The following is a 17856-nucleotide window of genomic DNA, read 5'->3' as shown; positions in this document are numbered from 1 at the left end:
TCGGCTACCTCTCGGAAACGTGCCTGTCCCCAATTCGAGGCTACTCGCTGCGCAGGGCCTCGACGGGATCGCGGCGGGCAGCGGAGCGACTCGGGATGAGGCCCGCGACCACCGTGAGCGCGACGGATACCAAGATCAGCGCGAGCGCGGACTCGACAGGCAGGCGCATCACGCCCTCGACCTGGTACTCGGCGAGCGCCCAGGCGTTGATCGGGAACGAGGCGAGGACCACCACGGCGATGGCCAGCACGCCGGCGATGAGCCCCTCGATGAAGGTCTCGGCGTTGAAGACGTTGGCAACGTTTCGCTTGGACGCGCCCATCGCGCGCAGGATGCCGATCTCCTTCTTGCGCTCGAGAACACTGATGTAGGTGATGATGCCGATCATGATGGAGCTCACCACGAGCGAGATGCTGACGAAGGCGATGAGCACGAGCGAGATCATGTTGACGATGCTGGTCACGCTGCCCATGAGCACGCCCATGTAGTCCGTGTACACGATGACCCGGTCGTCCTTGCCCGCGGCGCGCATCTCGTCGTTATAGCGGTCGATAGCGCCCAAGATCGAGTCCTTGGCCTGGAAGTCGACCGGGTAGATGCTCACGGCCTGGGGGTCGGCGGCGTCGGCGTATCCCAGCGTCGCCAGGTTGTTCTCGTATGTGAGCTTGCCCGCGTTGGCGTAGCTCGCCATGAGCGACGCCAGGTCCTCGGCATCCATGTTGAAATGGATCGCGCTGGCGAAGGCCGCGCCGTCCACCGAGAAGGCGCCCTGGAGGGACGCGGCAAGGCGCTGTCCGAGCTGCGGCGCCATAGCCGCCATGGCCCGGCCGAGCCCCGCCTGCAGCTGGCTGCCGATCGCGTCGGCGAGCTGGCGCGAGACCTGGTCCGCCACGCCCTTGAGGGCCGTGGTCATATAGGGCGCCAGGTCGTCTTGGACGTAGGCGCGCACGATCTTATCCAAACGATCGGCCACGGGCTTGCCGGCGACGGCCTCGACCTGCTCGAGGAGGCCCGCGCCGCCCTCGGGAGCGTCGCTCTTGGCGTATGCGAGGAACTGCCCTACGAGCTTCTCGCCGAAATCGGGGGCGCCGGGGCGCAGACCCTCGCCATGCGCGGGCAACCAGGCGGTGATAAACCTCTGGACGAACTCGCCCGACAGCTTGGAAACCTGCTCGAGCTGAGCTTTATCAAGCACGGGGTCGTTCTCCAGGTCGCCGAGGATGCCCTCGAGATTCGGCATGGGAGCCCCCGCGAGGACCTCGGACAGGTCAACGGAATCCAGGGCGCCCGACACGTCGATATCGATGCCGCCGAGGTCGACCCCCGCGAAGTCGAACCCGGACAGGTCGAGGCCCGCGCCGAGCTTGGACGCATCGACCTTGAAGGCGCGACGCAGGCCCACCTCGTCCACGGTGAAGAGGCTCGCGAGGTCGACGCCGCGCTTGGCCTCCTCCTGCAGCGTGGCGAAGGGCTTGCCGGTGAAGACGTCCACCGCGGGGTCGGCGAGCTGCTGCTTCACGATCTCGGAGTTCGCGGCGCGCGCCATGAGCTCGTCGGTGAGCCCGTGCGTGTAGGCGATCCCCTGCGAGAGCGCGGCTGACTTGGCCGTGGGACTCGGCTTGACCACGCCCACGACCTTGAGGTCCAGGCCGTTCGCGACCTGCTTCGCCATGAAGGCGGCGTCGTCGGACATGTTGGTCCATCCGCCCGTCTCGGGGTTCTTGCGGTAGGAGTCGCATGCCGCCAGCACCTTGAAGCTCGTGCCAAGCGCGTCGTCGTAGGTGAAGCCCTCCTTGACCGGCGGGACGTCCACGGCGCCGGCGCCGCCCATCGTGCCCTCCACCATGCGGGTCAGCTCGCCGGGGTCCAGCGCGCCGATGCTGTAGAGCGTGAAATCCGAGATCTTGCCGCGCGCCGAGAGCACCAGCACGCATTCGTCCGCCGCCTTGGCCCAGCGGCCCGCCACCACGTCGTACTGCTCGTCGAGCAGCTTGGGGTTATCGATCATCTCGGTGAACGCGCTCGCGCCCGTCATCATGGTGCCCGCCATCGCGCCGCTGGAGGCCCCTCCCGTCATCGCCGTGGTCAGCGCGTTGGGCGACAGGCGGACGGGGCCGTCCGCCGCGTCGGCGCGGTAGACGAGGGGCGTGATCCCGTAGTCGTACTGGATGGCCGAGACCTCGCCGTCCAGCTCGCGCGCGTCCTCGTCCAGGAAGGTCTTGAAGCTCGCCATGTCGTTGGACTTCACGCTGGCGAACATATCGGACAGCATCGTGAACACGGGGATGGGCTTTCCGGGGTCGACCTTTCCGTCCGCCCCCGAGCGCCCCTTCGCGTCGCCGTCGGAAGGCTCCGGCCCGCTCGCGTCCGAGTCCCCGTCGGCGCCCGCGTCGCCGGTCATCATGCTCGTGAGGTCGTAGCTCTGCCGCGCGATGGTGAGCGGGTAGCTCGACAGCGTGTCCTGCTCCACCTTGGCGATGTAGCCGTTCACGCCGTTGGAGAGCGCGAGGATCGCCGCGATGCCCATGATGCCGATGGAGCCCGCGAAAGCCGTCATGATGGTGCGGCCCTTTTTGGTCATGAGGTTGTTGAAGGAGAGCGACAGCGCCGTGAGCAGGCCCATCGAGGAGCGCTTGGCCGGCCCCTCGTCCGGGTTCTCGGCCGAGGCGGCGCGGGCGGCCTCAAGCTCGGCGGGCGCGACGGGATCCGTGTCGCCCACGATGCGACCGTCTTGGATGCGCACGATACGCGTGGCGTAGTCCTCGGCGAGCTGCGGGTTGTGCGTGACCATGATCACGAGCCTCTCGCGCGCCACCTCGGCGAGCAGGTCCATCACCTGGATGCCCGTCTCGGTGTCGAGCGCGCCGGTGGGCTCGTCGGCCAGTACGATCTCGGGGTCGTTCACCAGCGCGCGTGCGATGGCGACGCGCTGCATCTGGCCTCCCGAGAGCTGCGAGGGCCGCTTGTTCACATGCGCCCCCAACCCGACGCGCTCCAACGCGGCGGTGGCGCGCCGCGTTCGCTCCGCGCGGTCGACGCCGGCGAGCGTGAGCGCGAGCTCGACGTTGGCGAGCACCGTCTGGTGCGGGATGAGGTTGTAGCTCTGGAAGATAAAGCCCACGCGGTGGTTGCGGTAGGTGTCCCACTCGGCGTCACCATAGTCGCGGGTCGAGACGCCGTTCACCACGATATCGCCCGAGTCGGCATGGTCGAACCCGCCGAGGATGTTGAGGAACGTGGTCTTGCCCGAACCCGACGGCCCCAGCACCGCCACGAACTCGTTCTCGCGAAACGTCACGGACACGCCGTCCAGCGCGCGCTGGACCAGGTCGCCCGTCGTATAGGTCTTGGTGATATCGCGAATCTCGATCATAGGATCCCATCCACTACGTGAACGAAAGGCGCGGCCGGGCTTCGGGCTCCATCCCGAAGCGGCGGCTTCGCGCCTCGCTGCTTTCATGAGCTTCTCGTACCCAGAATCGATGCGCTCATCACGATGGGCGCGCAACAGTTTCAAGATGGCGGATCACCCGCGGCGCGGCGGCGCCGGACGAAAAGCCCCTATCCCTCCAGTCGATCGCTCGCCTCGAGCCAGGCCATCTCGAGCTCGTCGAGTTCGTCGCGCGCGGCGGCTATCGCCTCCTGCTGCGCCGTCAGCGCCTCGAAGTCGGTGGGGTCGATATCGAACATCCCCTGCTCGAGCTGCTCGATCTTAGTCCGGCGCGAGTCCATCTTGCGCTCCAGCGACGCGACCTCCTTCTTCAGCTTCTGGCGCTCGGCGTTCGACATGCCGGACCTCTCCGTCGAGGCGGCGGGTGCAGGAGCGTCGAATCCGGGGGCCTGCGGACGGACCCCCTTGGATTCGTCGCGGACGACCAGCTGCAGATACTGGTCCACGCCGCCCGGGACATGGCGGAACTCGCCGTCGATGATCGCCCACTGCTGGTCGGTCACGCGCTCCATGAGGTAGCGGTCGTGCGTCACCAGGATGAGCGTACCGGGCCACCCATCCAGCAAGTCCTCGACGATGGCCAGCATATCGGTATCGAGGTCGTTGCCGGGCTCGTCCAGGATGAGCACGTTGGGCTCGGAGAGAATCGTGAGCAGCAGCGACAGACGACGGCGCTGGCCGCCGGAAAGGTCGCAGATGCGGCTCCACATCTGCTGCGTGGTGAAGCCCAGCCGCTCGCAGAGCTTCTCGGGGCTCGTTTCCTTGCCATCGATGACGTAGTGGTGCTTGCAGGTCTTGAGGACCTCGCGGATCGTATCGTTCATATGGGGCGCGAGCTCGTCGAGCTGCTGGGAGAGCACGCCGAACTTCACCGTGGCGCCGATCTTCACACGGCCGCGGACGGGCGCGATCTTGCCCTGTATCACCTGGAGCAGCGTGGACTTGCCGGCACCGTTCTCGCCCAGCAGCCCGTAGCGGTCGCCCGCGCCGATCAGCCAGGTAACATCCGAGAGCACCGTCTTGCCCTGCCCGCCGTCCTCCCCTGCGTAGCCCGCGTCAACATCGACGACGTCGATGACCTGCTTGCCCAGGCGGCTCACGGCGAGGCGCTTGAGCTCCAGCTCATCGCGCACCGGGGGCACGTCGGCGATGAGCTCGCGAGCGGCTTCCACGCGGAACTTGGGCTTGGTGCTGCGCGCCTGCGCGCCGCGCGAGAGCCAGGCGAGCTCCTTGCGCGCCATGTTGCGGCGGCGCTCCTCGGTCACGGCGGCCATGCGGTCGCGCTCGACGCGCTGGAGGATGTAGGCGGAGTAGCCGCCCTCGAAGGGGTCGACGCGCCCGTCGTGCACCTCCCACATGGAGGTGCAGACCTCGTCGAGGAACCAGCGGTCGTGCGTGACCACCAGCAGGGCGCCCGCGTTGGCGGCCCAACGCTCCTTGAGATGGGCGGCAAGCCAGCTGATGGTCCGCATATCCAGATGGTTCGTGGGCTCGTCGAGCATGAGGACGTCGTAGTCGCCGATGAGCAGGCGCGCGAGGTCGACGCGTCGGCGCTGGCCGCCCGACAGCTCGCCCACCAGGCCCTCCCAGGGCACGTCGGCGATCAAGCCGTCGAGCACCTGGCGGACGCGCGGCGACGCAGCCCATTCATACTCCGGAACATCGCCCACCACGGCGCGATGCACGGTGTCGGCATCGTCCAGGCGGTCGCGCTGGCCCAGCATGCCCACGGTTACGTCGCGACGATGGGTCACGCGCCCGTCATCGGGCTCGATGGCGCCGGCCAGCACCGAAAGCAGCGTCGACTTGCCGTCGCCGTTCTTGCCCACGATGCCGATGCGGTCGCCCTCGTTCACGCCGAGCGTCACGGAATCGAAGATGTGCTTCGTGGGGAACTCGAGCCCCACGCTATCGCAACCCAACAGAATGGCCATCGCATGCTCCTTGCCGCGTATCTTTCTCACAGCCCTTCATCCTAGCACGCGACCGCCCGGCGCATCCGCGGCACCGGCTTTTACCCTTCCCGTCCGCACGGGAGCGCGATGACGCGGCGCGCCAACCGCGGCGCGCACCCGACTCGCCCGGAAACGCGCATGCGCGGCACCCCGCCAATCCCGGGGCACCGCGCATGCTAAGCGGCCGCATCGCATGGCGAACAGGTAGCAAGAAAACCATGCGACGGGTTATGAAGCGTTCCGGACTAGGAGAACGCTCCGGTGAGGTAGTCATTCAGGCGCTGGTCGGTCGGACGCGTGAAGATCTGCTCGGTCTCGCCGTATTCGACCATATCGCCCATATAGAAGAAGGCGGTTCGATTGGACACGCGGGAGGCCTGCTCCATGCTGTGCGTCACGATGATGATGGCGCGCTCCTCCGCCAGGGTATTCATCAGGTCCTCGATAGCCAGCGTGGAAATGGGATCGAGCGCTGAGCACGGCTCGTCGAACAGGATGACATCGGGCTTGAGGGCGAGCGTGCGCGCGATGCAGAGGCGCTGCTGCTGCCCGCCGGAAAGCGCGAAGGCGCTCTTGTCGAGCTTATCCTTCACCTCGTCCCATAGGGCCGCGCCGCGCAGGCTCTCCTCAACCAGCTGGTCGAGTTCGGCCTTGCCGGTCACGCCATGGCGCTTGGGAGCGAACACGATGTTCTCGTAGATCGACTTGCGGAAGGGGTTGGGCTGCTGGAACACCATGCCGATGGAGCGGCGCAGCTCGTAGAGGTTCTCCTTGGGCGTATTGATGTTGCGGCCCTGGTACATGATCTCGCCGGTCACGCGGCAGCCGCGGATCTCGCGGTTCATGAGGTTGAGGCTGCGCAGGAAGGTCGATTTTCCGCATCCGGACGGGCCGATGAGCGCCGTGATCTCGCCCTTGTGGAAGTCGAGGCTCGTGCCGTGCAAGGCGTGGTGGTCGCCGTAGTACACGTTCACGTCGTTGGTGGAGATCGCCACCTCGCCCGAGGTCGCATGGCCGCGCGACGCCTTGCCCGTGCGCTCGCTGGTGGCCACGCTGCTCATGAAGCTTTCGGTTTCGTTACTCATTCGGCCGTCATCCTCTTCGCAAGCATCTTGCCCACCACGCGGGCAGCGATATTGAACATCAGAACGCACACCATCAGCAAGGCCGCGGTTCCCCATACGATCTCCTGCGCCTGGGGGCTGCCCTCGCCGTAGATCTTATAGATGTGCACGGCCAGCGACTCGCCGGGACGGAAGACGTTCCACGCGCAGGTGGGGCTGGAGAAGTTGAGGGACAGGAAGTTCAGGCGCACCGGGCTGGACATGCCGGAGGTGAACAACAGGGCTGCGGCCTCGCCGAACACGCGACCGGCCGACAGGACGATGCCCGTCACGATCGCGGGCATGGCCGCGGGGATGAGCACGTGGATGGTGGCCTCCCAGCGCGTGAGGCCCATGGCCAGGCACGCGTCGCGCTGCGACTGGGGAACATCCTCGAGCGCCTGCTGAATCACGCGGACCAAGATGGGAATGTTGAACATGGTGAGCGCCACCGCGCCGGAGATGATCGAGTACTTCCAGCCCAGGTTCACGGAAAACACCAGGAAGCCGAACATACCCACGACGATCGACGGCAGCGAGGAGAGCGTCTCGATGGCCGTGGACGCAATCTTGGTGATCGGGCCGTCGGGCGCGTACTCGACCAGGAACACCGCGCCGCCCAAGCTGATGGGCACCGAGATGACCAAGGTGAGGAACAGCATGTAGAACGAATCGAACAGCTGGTAGGCGACGCCGCCCTGCGTGCCGTTGGCGCGGGAGGCCTCGGTGAGGAACCCGGGGTGGAACAGCATGCCGATTCCCTGGTACAAGATGTAGGCGACCATGGACACGACCAGCAGCATCACGAAGGCGACGATGGCCGTGAGCACGAAGGTGGCGATACGGTCCTGGGCGCCGGCGCGCTCGATATGCTTCGCGCGCCTCGCCTCTGCCGCAGCGGTCTGCAGCGAGGCGGCTTGAGCCGTCTGGCTCGCTTCGATGCTACTCACGCTCGGTCGCCCCCCTTCTTGCCGATCAGATGGATGATGAGGATGAAGATGAGGGACATGCCCATGAGCATCAGGGCCAGCGACCACAGCACGTCGTTCTGCACCGAGCCGTCGGCATAGACCGCCATGGAGGTGGTGAGCGTCGTGGTGATGGTCGACGCCGCATCAAGCAGTCCGTTCGGCATGGTCTCGATACCGCCGATAACCATGCGGACCGCCAACGTCTCGCCGAAGGCGCGGGTCATGCCCAAGATAACGGCCGTCATGAGCGACGGAGCCGCGGAGCGCAGCACCACGTGCCAGATCGTCTGCCAACGGGTATAACCCAGCGCCAGGGAACCCTGACGGTAGCTATCGGGAACGGCGCGCAGCGCATCGATAGCCAGCGTGGTGATGGTCGGCAGAATCATGATGGCCAGCACCAGGGAGCCGGGAAGGATGCCCAGACCCGTGGGCACATGGAAGATCGCCTTCATGGCGCCCACGATCACGTAGAAGCCGATCAGGCCGAAGACGACCGAGGGGATGCCCACCAGCAGCTCGATGAGCGGCTGGAACACCTTCTGCCCGAACTTGGGCTGGATCTCGACGGCAAAGATCGCGGAGCCGATGGCGATTGGAAGGGCGATGGCGGTCGAGAGCACCATCACCGCGAACGACGTCACGATCAACGGAAGCGCACCGGTGAACGGCATGCCGTTCGCATCGGTGTTGTGGAGGTCCCACGCGGTACCGGTGAAGAAACCGACCACGTCCACGCCGTCCTTGAAGAACGATGACAGACCTTTTTGTGCAACCATGAAAATGAGGGCACACACAACGAGTGTCACGAGCACGACGCACGCGCCCGTGACACCCATGCCCACTTTTTCAAGGTCGCGCTTTGGCAAATGCGAAGCCATTGCGCACCCCTTCTAGTCCTTAGGGCTACCTATTTACTTCGTTACAGGTTGGAGACCTTGCCGGAAGCGTCCTTCTTGACCTTCATCTCGGAGACGGGGATGAAGCCCTGCTCCTCGACGAGGGACTCCTGGACGTCGGAGGACAGCATGAACTCCAGGAAGGCCTTGGTGGCCTCGTCGGCGTCCTTGGCGCAATACATGTGCTCGGTCGCCCAGATGGGGAAGGAGTTGTCGAAGACGTTCTCGCTCTTGGGCTCGACGCCGCCGACCTTGATGGCGTTGAACTTGGTGTCATCGAAGTGGGAGAAGTCGAGATAGGAGATCGCGTTGTCGGTAGCGGCGATCTGGGTCTGGACGTCGCCGGACTTGTCGAGCTCGGCGTCACCCTTGAAGGTGTTCTCCTCGCCCGCGAAGACGGCGGCCTCGAAGGTGGCGCGGGTGCCGGAGCCGGCCTTGCGGTTGAGGACGACGATCTTGGCGTCCTCGCCACCGACCTCGGACCAGTTGGTGATGGCGCCGGAGAAGATGCCCTTGAGCTGCTCGAGGGTCAGATCGTCAACGGTCACGTTCTTGGAAACGACCGGGCCCATGCCCACGACGGCGACCTCATGGTCGACGAGCTTCTCGGCGTCGGCCGCCTCGAGCTTCTCCTCGGCGAAGACGTCGGAGTTGCCGATGGTGACGGTGCCGGCGGCGACGGCGGTAAGGCCGGTGCCCGAGCCGTTACCGGAGCCGGAGACGGACACATCCGGGTTCTGGTCCATGAACTTCTCCGCAGCAGCCTCGACGAGCGCCTGGAACGAGGAGGCGCCGTCGTAGGTCACCTCGCCGGCAAGGGTGGAGGCGGCATCGGCGGAACCCTCTGCAGGAGCAGCGGAATTGCCGCAACCAGCGAGACCGAGGCCGGCAACGGCGGCGACGCCGCCCGCAAGACCGAGGAACTGACGACGGGAGCAGTTGTATTCGAACATGGTTCTCCTTCCGAGAATGAACGGCGCAATGCGCATTCGTGAAGCATCGGCAGCCCGTTGCCGCCTGTGTGCTCTACGAATCAGTACGATAGAGCTCGTTCGCGGAGGAAAACCGCGCGCCCGCAGGCCATTACTTGCATTTGACCAATCATTACCCATCTCATGCGCTGTATTTACATGTCGCTTACATTGCATCGTCCGTGCAGGTTACGGCTTACAAAAAAGCCGCGGCCCCCGTACGGGAGTCGCGGCCGAAACCGTGCTGGAAACCGATCGGCAACACGTGGTCGCGCGCTATCGGGCCTCGTCGTACTCGAGCTCCATGAGCTCCAAGATCGCGCGGATGTACATCTTGAGCGCCTCGCGGAGCAAGTCCTCCTTGGCCGCCTCGTTGGGACCGTGCATGGTGCCCGCCCACGCCGGCAGCTCCAGTGCGTTGTCCTCGGGACCGAAGGATACGGCGCTCTTGAAGTTGCGCGCATACGTGCCGCCGCCCATCGCGAACGGCTTCGCATCACGACCAGTGGTGTCGTTGTAGATATCGATCAGGGTCTGGACCTGCGGAGAGGAGGCATCGACCGAGAACGGGGGCTTCGCGCGGCTCACCTCGACGGAGGCGCCGAATCGGCCGGCAAGCGCCTCGCACGCCGAAACCAGATCGGCCTCGGTGATGCTATCGGGGAAGCGGACGTCGATCGTCTGCTCCAGGCGGTCGCCATCCACCAGGCGGATGGTGCCCGCGTTGCAGGTGAGCGGACCGAACGCCGCGCTCTCCGATGCGATGCCGATGCCCGCTCCCGCGGTATCCGCGTGGATGCTCGCCAGCAGGTCGAGCACGGGCGCCGCGCCATCCCCCAGCACGCCGCTCTCGCGCAGGTAGCCCACGATGAGCGCGATGGCGTTCACCGTTCCCTCGGGCAGCGAGGCATGGCCTCCGATGCCATGCGCGACGATGCGGCTGACGCCCTCGGCAACCGGCTCGATCGAGATGCGGTCGGCGTTCGCCATCGGCGCGGGGAGCACGGAGGCATCGAGGTTGAGTTCCAGGACCGATTCGCCCGGAATAGCATTGGTGGCCTCGGCTCCGCTCCACGAGCGGATCAGGCCGCCGGGTACGGCCGCCGTGGTGAACGTGGCACCGAAGCAGCCCTTCTCGGCATTGCAGACCGGAAACTCCGCATCGGGCGTGAAGAGGAACAGCGGGTGGTCATGGCGATCGAGGTAATGGTGGACATCGGTCATACCCACCTCCTCGTCGCATCCCAGCAGCGCGCGGAAGGTATAGCGCGCAACGATGCCCTCGCGCTTCAGGAAGGCGCCGGCATAGAGCGACAGCACCGCGGGACCCTTGTCGTCGATAACGCCGCGACCGAGCAGCCAGCCCTCGCGGCGCACCATGGTGAAGGGGTCCGTGACCCAGCCGGGGCCCGCGGGAACAACGTCGACATGCGCGATCGTGGCAATCTGCTCGGGGCGCTCGCCGGGAATATCCGCTATGCCCATGTAGCCGTCGTCATCGCTCACCTCGTAGCCCAGGCGCTCGGCAATGCCCAGCGCAGCATCCAGGGCACCGCGAACGGGCGCGCCGAAGGGAGCGCCCGGGCGGGCCGCATCGGCGTTTGCGAGCGACGGGAAGCTCACCAGGCGAGCGATATCGGCAACAACGTCCTCCCACACCTCGTCGACGTACGCATCGATGCGGCACATCAAATCTGCATTCATCCAAACCTCGCTTTCAAGCGGTTCAAAGGGAAATCCGCTCTATCTTACAATCCCAGCAGCTCGGAAAGCTCGGCAACGCTATGGCAGGTCGCAACGGCGCCGGCGTCCTCGAGCTCACCGGGATGCGCCGCGCCGGAATACAGCCCAACGCATGGGATCTCCCACTCGGCCGCACCGATAACGTCGTGCATGCGGTCGCCTACCATGAGCGTATCGTGCGCCGAGACGCGCATCGCCATGATGGCCGCCTCGATAGACTCGGCCTTTGAATAGCGAACGCCGTGCACGCGCCCCGCTATCACCTCGAACTGGGTAAGCCCCAAGACGCGGGCCATGGCGCGCGCCGAATCCTCCATGCGCGATGTAGCCACGGCAAGGCGCTTGCCCGCTGCCACCAAGCCGTCGAGCAACTCGTTCATCCCCGGCATCAGCAGAAATTCATCGGGCGTCACGGTGTCATGGAAGATGGCGCGATACTCATCGGCGCACGCGCGCGCCTCGGCGGCATCCATACCGCCCGCCAGCGCGAAGCCCTCCTCCAGCGGCGGGCCGATCATCAAACGCAGCGTGGCGTCGTCGTGGTCGTATCCATGACTGCGAAGCACCGTTGATGCGACGCGATAGATAGCCGGTTGGGTGTTGGCAACGGTTCCATCGAAATCGAAGAGCACCACCGGATAATCAGACAACGGGCGCATGCGCTCGGGCGCGCCGTTCGAAACTGGCATCGAAACCCCTTTCACCACGCTGCGCCAACCATTGCGCGCAGCACGTTTGCCCATTCTACCCAGCATGGCACGCCCCAACCACCGACCGGGCCCGCTCCTTCAAACCGGCGCTTCCACAAAAGAAAAGCCCCCGGGCGAACCCAGAGGCCTTGCGCGCGTAATGTGTGAGAAAAGATGCTTGAACGCTACTCGGCGTCAGCAGCCTCGGCCTCGTCGTCCTTCTTCTCGGAGGGCAGCGGGGCAACCTCGATCTCGACGCCGAGGGTCTCGGCGGCGGACTTCATGGACAGGGAGATGCGACGACGGTCGAGGTCGATCTCCATGACCTTCACCTGGACGGTGTCGCCCACGTGGGTAACCTGGCTGGGCTGGTCGACGTGCTTGTTCGCCATCTCGGAGATGTGAACGAGGCCCTCGATGCCGTCGCCCAGGTCGACGAAGGCGCCGAAGGGAACGAGCTTGGTAACGGAGCCCTCGACGATAGCGCCCACGGGGTACTTCTTAACGAGAGCACGCCACGGATCCTCGGTGGTCTGCTTGAGACCGAGGGAGATGCGCTCGCGGTTGAGGTCGACATCCAGAACCTCGACCTCGACCTCCTGGCCGACCTTGACGACCTCGGAGGGGTGGTTGACGTGGTTCCAGGAGAGCTCGGAGATGTGGATGAGGCCGTCGATGCCGCCCAGATCCACGAAGGCGCCGAAGTCCACGATGGAGGAAACGGTGCCCTTGAGACGCATGCCGCTCTTGAGCTTGGAGAGGATCTCGGAGCGCTCGGCCTTGCGGGACTCCTCGAGCACGACGCGACGGGACAGAACGACGTTGTTGCGGTTGCGGTCCATCTCGATGACGCGAGCCTCGATGGAGGTGCCCATGTAGGAGGTGAGGTCCTTCACGCGGCGAAGGTCAACGAGGGAGGCGGGCAGGAAGCCGCGCAGGCCGATGTCGAGGATAAGACCGCCCTTGACGACCTCGATAACCTCGCCCTCGACGTTCTCGCCGGCGTTGAACTTCTCCTCGATGCGGTTCCAAGCACGCTCGTACTCGGCACGCTTCTTGGAGAGGACCAGACGACCGTCCTTGTCCTCCTTCTGGAGAACGAGGGCCTCGATGGGATCGCCGATAGCGACGATGTCTGCAGGGTTAGCGTCCTTGCGGATGGAGAGCTCGCGCACGGGGATAACGCCCTCGGACTTGAATCCGATGTCAACGAGCACCTCGTCGCGCTCGATCTTCACGACAGTGCCGCTTACGAGATCGCCCTCATCGAAATCGGTGATGCTACCGTCGATAAGGCTGTTCATCTCCTCTTCGTTTACATCGTCGAGGGAGAAGATGGACGAGTTCTGAATCTCACTCAAAGGTGGACCCCTTTCGAACTACGGGGCCCCGATTTGCTAGACCTGCAGATGAACGCCTGCATTGGGTAAACTACCCGGGCGCATTTGCTCACTGTTTGGAACATACTCGGGGGCCGACAGATACGGATGTGAAGCGTTTGCATTCACGTTCATCTAGAGTACGAGTAATTCCGACTATTTTCAAGCGTCAGACCCAAGTTTTACGCAGCTGGTCCATAAGAACACCTTGACGATCATCATGGGACGGTAAGGCCCCGCCGCCCTCCCCGGAGCCGCCCGGGCTCGTGCTATAGTTAACAGATTGACCGTTAGAGGAGGCGCTATGCTCAAGGCCGTGGTATTCGACATGGACGACACGCTGCTCAGCCTGAACCTGAGCGCTTTCATCGCCGTTCTCGCCAGGGACGAATCGTCCATGCTCGCGCAGATCGGACGCAAGAACGCGCTGTCGATGTTCGCGCTCTACGGCTCGGCCATGCTCGAGATCAACAACGCCGAGCGCACCGACCAAGACCTTTCCAACCGCGAGTTCTTCGACGATTTCATCATGCGCCGATGCGGCGTTCCCATGAACGACCCCGTGGTCCGCGACGCGTTCGAGTATTACGAGCGCGAGGTGCTCCCCAACAGGAACGACGCCATCATCCATGCGCGGCCGCGCCCCGGCGCCCGCGAAGCCGTCGACGCGGTGGCCTCGCGCGGTCTGCGCACGGCCCTGCTCACCAACCCCAGCTTCAGCGAGGACTGCATACGCTGCCGCATGGGCTGGGGTGATATGCTCGACATGCCGTTCGAGCTCGTCACCACCATGGAGAACTCCCACCACTGCAAGCCCAGCGCCGCCTACTACCTCGAGAGCCTGGCAGCCCTTGGACTCGAACCCCACGAGGTACTCATGGTGGGCAACGACCCCAAGCGCGACTTCCCCGCCCCCGCCTGCGGCATCCAGACCGCCTATGTGGGCAACGGCGTGCAGGAGCGCGCCACGTGGTCGGGCTCGATGGCCGATTTCGCCGCCAGCTTCAACGAGATCGAGGAGCGCTTCTACCGGCGCCAGGAAGAGGCTGCGGCCTCCCGCGCCTAGCGAAGCGGATGCATAACCCAAGGGCGCCCCCGCGAACGAACGCGGGGGCGCCCTTGGTTACATGGTGGGTGCGCGATGGATCTAGCAGGCGGCGACCTCGGTCTCGCCCGTCATGATCTTAAGGATCTCGACGTCGGTATCCTTCATGCCCACGCGGCCCACGTAGCCCATGGCCGCGATGGTCTCCTCGACCGTATCCTGCACGACGCCCTCGCCTGCGCGGAACCCGCGGCCCTCGAGCGCCATATCGCAGCCGAGGATGGCCGCATCCACCGCCGCCGAGATCTTGGCCGCGCAGCTCGCCTTGGCGCCGTCGCACACGATTCCGCCGACGTTGCCCAGGGTGTTCACGATGGTCGCGCCGATCTGCTCGCGCGTGCCGCCGCGCATCCAGCAGATGGCCGCACCGGCTCCGCACGCCGCGCACACGACGCCGCAGAACGCCGAGAGCGCACCGATGTAGCTCTTGGTATGGATGGCCACGAGGTCCGCCAACGCGACCGCGCGCACCAGCCTATCGTGCGGCACGCCGAGCTGCTCGCCGTACGTGAGCACGGGCAGGGCGCAGGTGATACCCTGGTTGCCCGAGCCGCACACGATGGCCACGGGCAGCGCGCACCCGCTCATGCGCGCATCGGACCCGGCCGCCGCGCGGGCGCGGGCGCGGCATGCCACGTCGTCGCCGCGCGTCGCCAGCAGCGTGCGCCCGACCTCGGCGCCCCAGGAGTTGCGCAGGCCCTCGTCCGAGATGGCGCGATTGAGCTCGAGCTGCCGCTCGAGCGCGGCGCGGGCGGCCTCGATGTCGCCGGACTCGACGAAGTCCATGATCATATCGAGCGACATCCCCTCGACGGGACGCGCATGGGAGGGCTCGGCAGCAGCGGGGCCCGCCGCATTCAGCAGCGCGCACGTGCCCGAGCATGCATCCTCCACCTCGCCGCCGCGCGCCGCGGGACACAGCCGGTTCGCCGGCACGCCGTCGCGCGTGCAGCGCACGACGTTGGTGTGGTGTTCCGAGATGGCGACCTCGGCCACGTGGCCCAGGGCCTCGGCGCGCACATCGATATAGAGGTTGGGCACGCCCTCGACGAGGCCCACCTCGCAGTAGCCGTCCGACCCGAGCAGCTCGACCGTGCGGGCGCGGTGCGCATCGTCCACCCCCTCGAGCACCTCGAGCGCCGCGGCCGCGTTGCCGCCCACGGCGCCCAGCACGGCCGCGGCCTCGACGCCGCGCATGCCGCCGGAGTTCGGCACCGTCACGCTCTTCACGTTCTTGATGATGTTCCCCGAGCATCCCACGCGCATGGCCTCGGGCTCGCAACCCAGCACCAGGCGCGCCAGCGCCGCCGCGTACGCCACGGCGATGGGCTCCGTGCATCCCAGCGCGCAGATCAGCTCGCCATCGAGCAGCTCGCACAGCGCCCGATCGCGCGCCGCGGCATCCCTCGTTACCTCGCTAGCAGATTCCCCCACGATTGCCTCCTTGCATCGACCAATGGTTGCAATTCTACTTGGTTCGACGCAAATTTCCTAACCATGCCGCCCTTCACGGCCGAACGGACGCCATCCAGCGCGCACGGGGCGAGCTCGACGGACATGGATGCCCGCTACGACCGAAGGTACCGGGCCAGGAACGCGCGGGTACGCGGATGCGCGGGCTCTGTAAACATCTGCTCGGGCTCGCCCTGCTCGGCGATGACGCCCCGGTCCATGAACACCACGCGGTCGGACACGGTGCGCGCGAACTCCATCTCGTGCGTCACGACGACCATGGTCATGCCGTCGCGCGCGAGACCGCGCATGACCTCGAGCACCTCTCCCACGATCTGCGGGTCGAGCGCGGAGGTCGGCTCGTCGAACAGCATGATCTTGGGATTCATGCACAGGGCCCGCGCGATGGCGACGCGCTGCTTCTGGCCACCGGACAGCGTCGCGGGGGCGGCGTGCGCGAAATCGGCAAGGCCCACGGATTCAAGATGGGCCAACGCGACGGCCTCCGCCTCGGCCTTCCCCATCTTCTTGAGCGTCACCGGCGCGAGCGTGCAGTTATCGAGGACGTCCATGTTGTTGAACAGGTTGAATCCCTGGAACACCATGCCGATATCCTCGCGCAGCCCGTTCACGTCCACATGGTCGGCCGTCAGGTCGCTGCCCTCGAACCACACGTGGCCCGCATCGGGCGTCTCGAGCAGGTTGATGCAGCGCAGCAGCGTCGACTTGCCCGAACCGGACGCGCCGATGATCGTCACGACCTCGCCCGGCGCCACGTCCAGGTTCACGTCGCGCAGCACCTCCAGGTCGCCGAACGACTTCCGAAGGCCCTCGATGCGAACCATGCAGCCATCCATGGGGACAGCGGATTCGTTCATGCTCATGATCTAGTTCTCCTCCACGTTGACGGGCTGGTCGGACGTGCTGCCGAGCTTGACGGGCCTCACGTCGAGCCGGGCGGCGAAGCGGCCCAGCAGCCACGAGGCGCACATCGTAAGACACAGATAGATCACGCTGGTCAGCAGCGCCGCCTCGAATTGGCGGTAATACATGCCGCCCACGGTCGTCGTGGCGAACATGAGGTCGAAGGTGCCGATTACGGACAGCACCGAGGAGTCCTTGATGTTGATGACCAGCTCGTTGGACAAGCCGGGAATGGCGAACTTCACGCCCTGGGGGAAGACGACCTTCCTCATGGCCTGCCACTGCGAGAGACCGAGCGAGCGCGCCGCTTCCATCTGGCCGGCGTCGACGGACTCGATGCCGCCGCGCAGGACCTCCATCATATAGGCCGTCGAGTTCAACACGATGGTGACGAGGCCGGCTGCGAAGGTGCTCCAGATGCCATTGACCTGCGTAGTCGTGAGGCTCGTCAGCTTGAACAGCGAGAACACGCCGAAGAAGATGATCATCGCCTGGACCATCATGGGCGTGCCGCGCACCACGGTGCTGTAGGCCTTGGCGAAACCCGCTCCCGCGACCTTCCAGAACCGAACGAAATCGTTATCGGCGCGGTCCACCACCTGGATACGCAAGAACACCAGCAGCAGCGCCAGGAAGAACGCTATGACCGTGCCGAATACCGCGAGGGCGACCGTGGTCTTGAAGCCCTCGAAGAAGATCGCGCGGCTGTCGTAGAGCATGAAGAGCATGCTCTCGAGCATGGGCTCGGGACGCGTATCGGCGGTCACGGCGACCCGCCATGCCGATGCGAGCCCCATCGCGATGCGGTCGATCGCGAGGACGAGCGTCATAGCGCATACCGCATACGAGCCGTAACGAAGCGCGCGAACCGCAGCGGGACGCGTGAAGGGCGACGTCTTCGCATACGTCCTCCACCTCGCAAGCTTGAACGCGAGCGCGACCGCGGAGAGGGCGACCCAGGCGGCGAGCGCGTAATACATGACGACCTCGACGCCGTAGGCATGCGCCATGAAGCTGAGCGCGGGACGCGGGCGGCTCGACAGCGCCATGCCCGCCGCCGCCACGGCGCTCGTGCCGAGCAGGACGTAGCGGTGTTCGGAGCGAGCGAACGCGGCCATGCGGGCCAGGGCGCCGCCCATGCCGGAACGTGTGGAATCCATAGTCTCCCCCAGATAGAGCGATAGGGCCCGAGGCGCGCGCGGGCCCTTGCCCAA

Annotated in this window: 13 protein-coding genes; 1 reads left to right on the top strand and 12 read right to left on the bottom strand. The window is 65.7% G+C overall.

Going from position 1 to position 17856, the window contains the following annotated elements:
* Nucleotides 1-40 precede the first annotated feature (40 nt).
* The 9 genes from E4J93_RS02810 to rpsA form a co-directional block, all read right to left on the bottom strand.
* On the bottom strand, nt 41-3373 hold the full coding sequence (locus E4J93_RS02810) for an ABC transporter ATP-binding protein/permease (protein ID WP_147587971.1): 3333 nt from the start codon (nt 3371-3373) through the stop codon (nt 41-43).
* Nucleotides 3374-3561: 188 nt separating this feature from the next.
* Nucleotides 3562-5385 (bottom strand): ABC-F family ATP-binding cassette domain-containing protein, encoded by a 1824-nt coding sequence (locus E4J93_RS02805; protein ID WP_147587970.1) that lies wholly within the window; start codon nt 5383-5385, stop codon nt 3562-3564.
* A 266-nt stretch (nt 5386-5651) separates the two neighbouring features.
* Nucleotides 5652-6491 carry a phosphate ABC transporter ATP-binding protein PstB gene (gene pstB / locus E4J93_RS02800; protein WP_147587969.1) on the bottom strand — a complete coding sequence of 280 codons (840 nt, stop codon included), beginning with the start codon at nt 6489-6491 and terminating at the stop codon, nt 5652-5654.
* Nucleotides 6488-7459, bottom strand: coding sequence for a phosphate ABC transporter permease PstA (pstA, locus tag E4J93_RS02795; RefSeq protein WP_255431886.1), 972 nt, complete (start codon nt 7457-7459; stop codon nt 6488-6490). Before pstA ends, pstB begins: the two co-directional genes overlap by 4 nt.
* The gene (gene pstC / locus E4J93_RS02790) at nt 7456-8361 is read right to left on the bottom strand and encodes a phosphate ABC transporter permease subunit PstC (protein WP_147587968.1); all 906 of its coding nucleotides are present in this window, start codon (nt 8359-8361) and stop codon (nt 7456-7458) included. The genes pstA and pstC overlap by 4 nt, the downstream gene beginning before the upstream one ends.
* A gap of 41 nt (nt 8362-8402) precedes the next feature.
* Nucleotides 8403-9332, bottom strand: a complete 930-nt coding sequence (locus E4J93_RS02785; RefSeq protein ID WP_147587967.1) for a phosphate ABC transporter substrate-binding protein — start codon at nt 9330-9332, stop codon at nt 8403-8405.
* Nucleotides 9333-9626: 294 nt separating this feature from the next.
* The gene (locus tag E4J93_RS02780; RefSeq protein WP_147587966.1) at nt 9627-11054 is read right to left on the bottom strand and encodes a Sapep family Mn(2+)-dependent dipeptidase; all 1428 of its coding nucleotides are present in this window, start codon (nt 11052-11054) and stop codon (nt 9627-9629) included.
* Nucleotides 11055-11098: 44 nt separating this feature from the next.
* A complete protein-coding gene (locus E4J93_RS02775; protein WP_147587965.1) occupies nt 11099-11782 on the bottom strand; it encodes an HAD hydrolase-like protein in 684 nt (227 codons plus the stop codon).
* Between the two features lie 185 nt (nt 11783-11967).
* Nucleotides 11968-13143, bottom strand: a complete 1176-nt coding sequence (rpsA, locus tag E4J93_RS02770; RefSeq protein ID WP_147587964.1) for a 30S ribosomal protein S1 — start codon at nt 13141-13143, stop codon at nt 11968-11970.
* 322 nt (nt 13144-13465) lie between these two features.
* On the opposite strand from rpsA, the gene E4J93_RS02765 reads away from it, so the two are divergent.
* Entirely contained in the window at nt 13466-14227 is a 762-nt protein-coding gene (locus tag E4J93_RS02765) for an HAD family hydrolase (RefSeq protein WP_147587963.1), read from the top strand.
* An 81-nt stretch (nt 14228-14308) separates the two neighbouring features.
* Here E4J93_RS02765 and E4J93_RS02760 read toward each other — a convergent pair whose 3' ends face one another.
* The 3 genes from E4J93_RS02760 to E4J93_RS02750 form a co-directional block, all read right to left on the bottom strand.
* Nucleotides 14309-15700 (bottom strand): serine dehydratase subunit alpha family protein, encoded by a 1392-nt coding sequence (locus E4J93_RS02760; protein WP_187231583.1) that lies wholly within the window; start codon nt 15698-15700, stop codon nt 14309-14311.
* A 134-nt stretch (nt 15701-15834) separates the two neighbouring features.
* Complete coding sequence (locus tag E4J93_RS02755; RefSeq protein WP_304512559.1) at nt 15835-16602, bottom strand: amino acid ABC transporter ATP-binding protein; 768 nt, start codon at nt 16600-16602, stop codon at nt 15835-15837.
* Between the two features lie 3 nt (nt 16603-16605).
* Nucleotides 16606-17802, bottom strand: a complete 1197-nt coding sequence (locus E4J93_RS02750; RefSeq protein WP_147587961.1) for an amino acid ABC transporter permease — start codon at nt 17800-17802, stop codon at nt 16606-16608.
* Between the last annotated feature and the right edge of the window lie 54 nt (nt 17803-17856).

Origin of the sequence: Collinsella sp. BA40, assembly GCF_008014645.1 — a bacterium.
Classification (GTDB): Bacteria; Actinomycetota; Coriobacteriia; order Coriobacteriales; family Coriobacteriaceae; genus Collinsella.
This window is presented reverse-complemented; position numbering and strand designations above follow the sequence as displayed.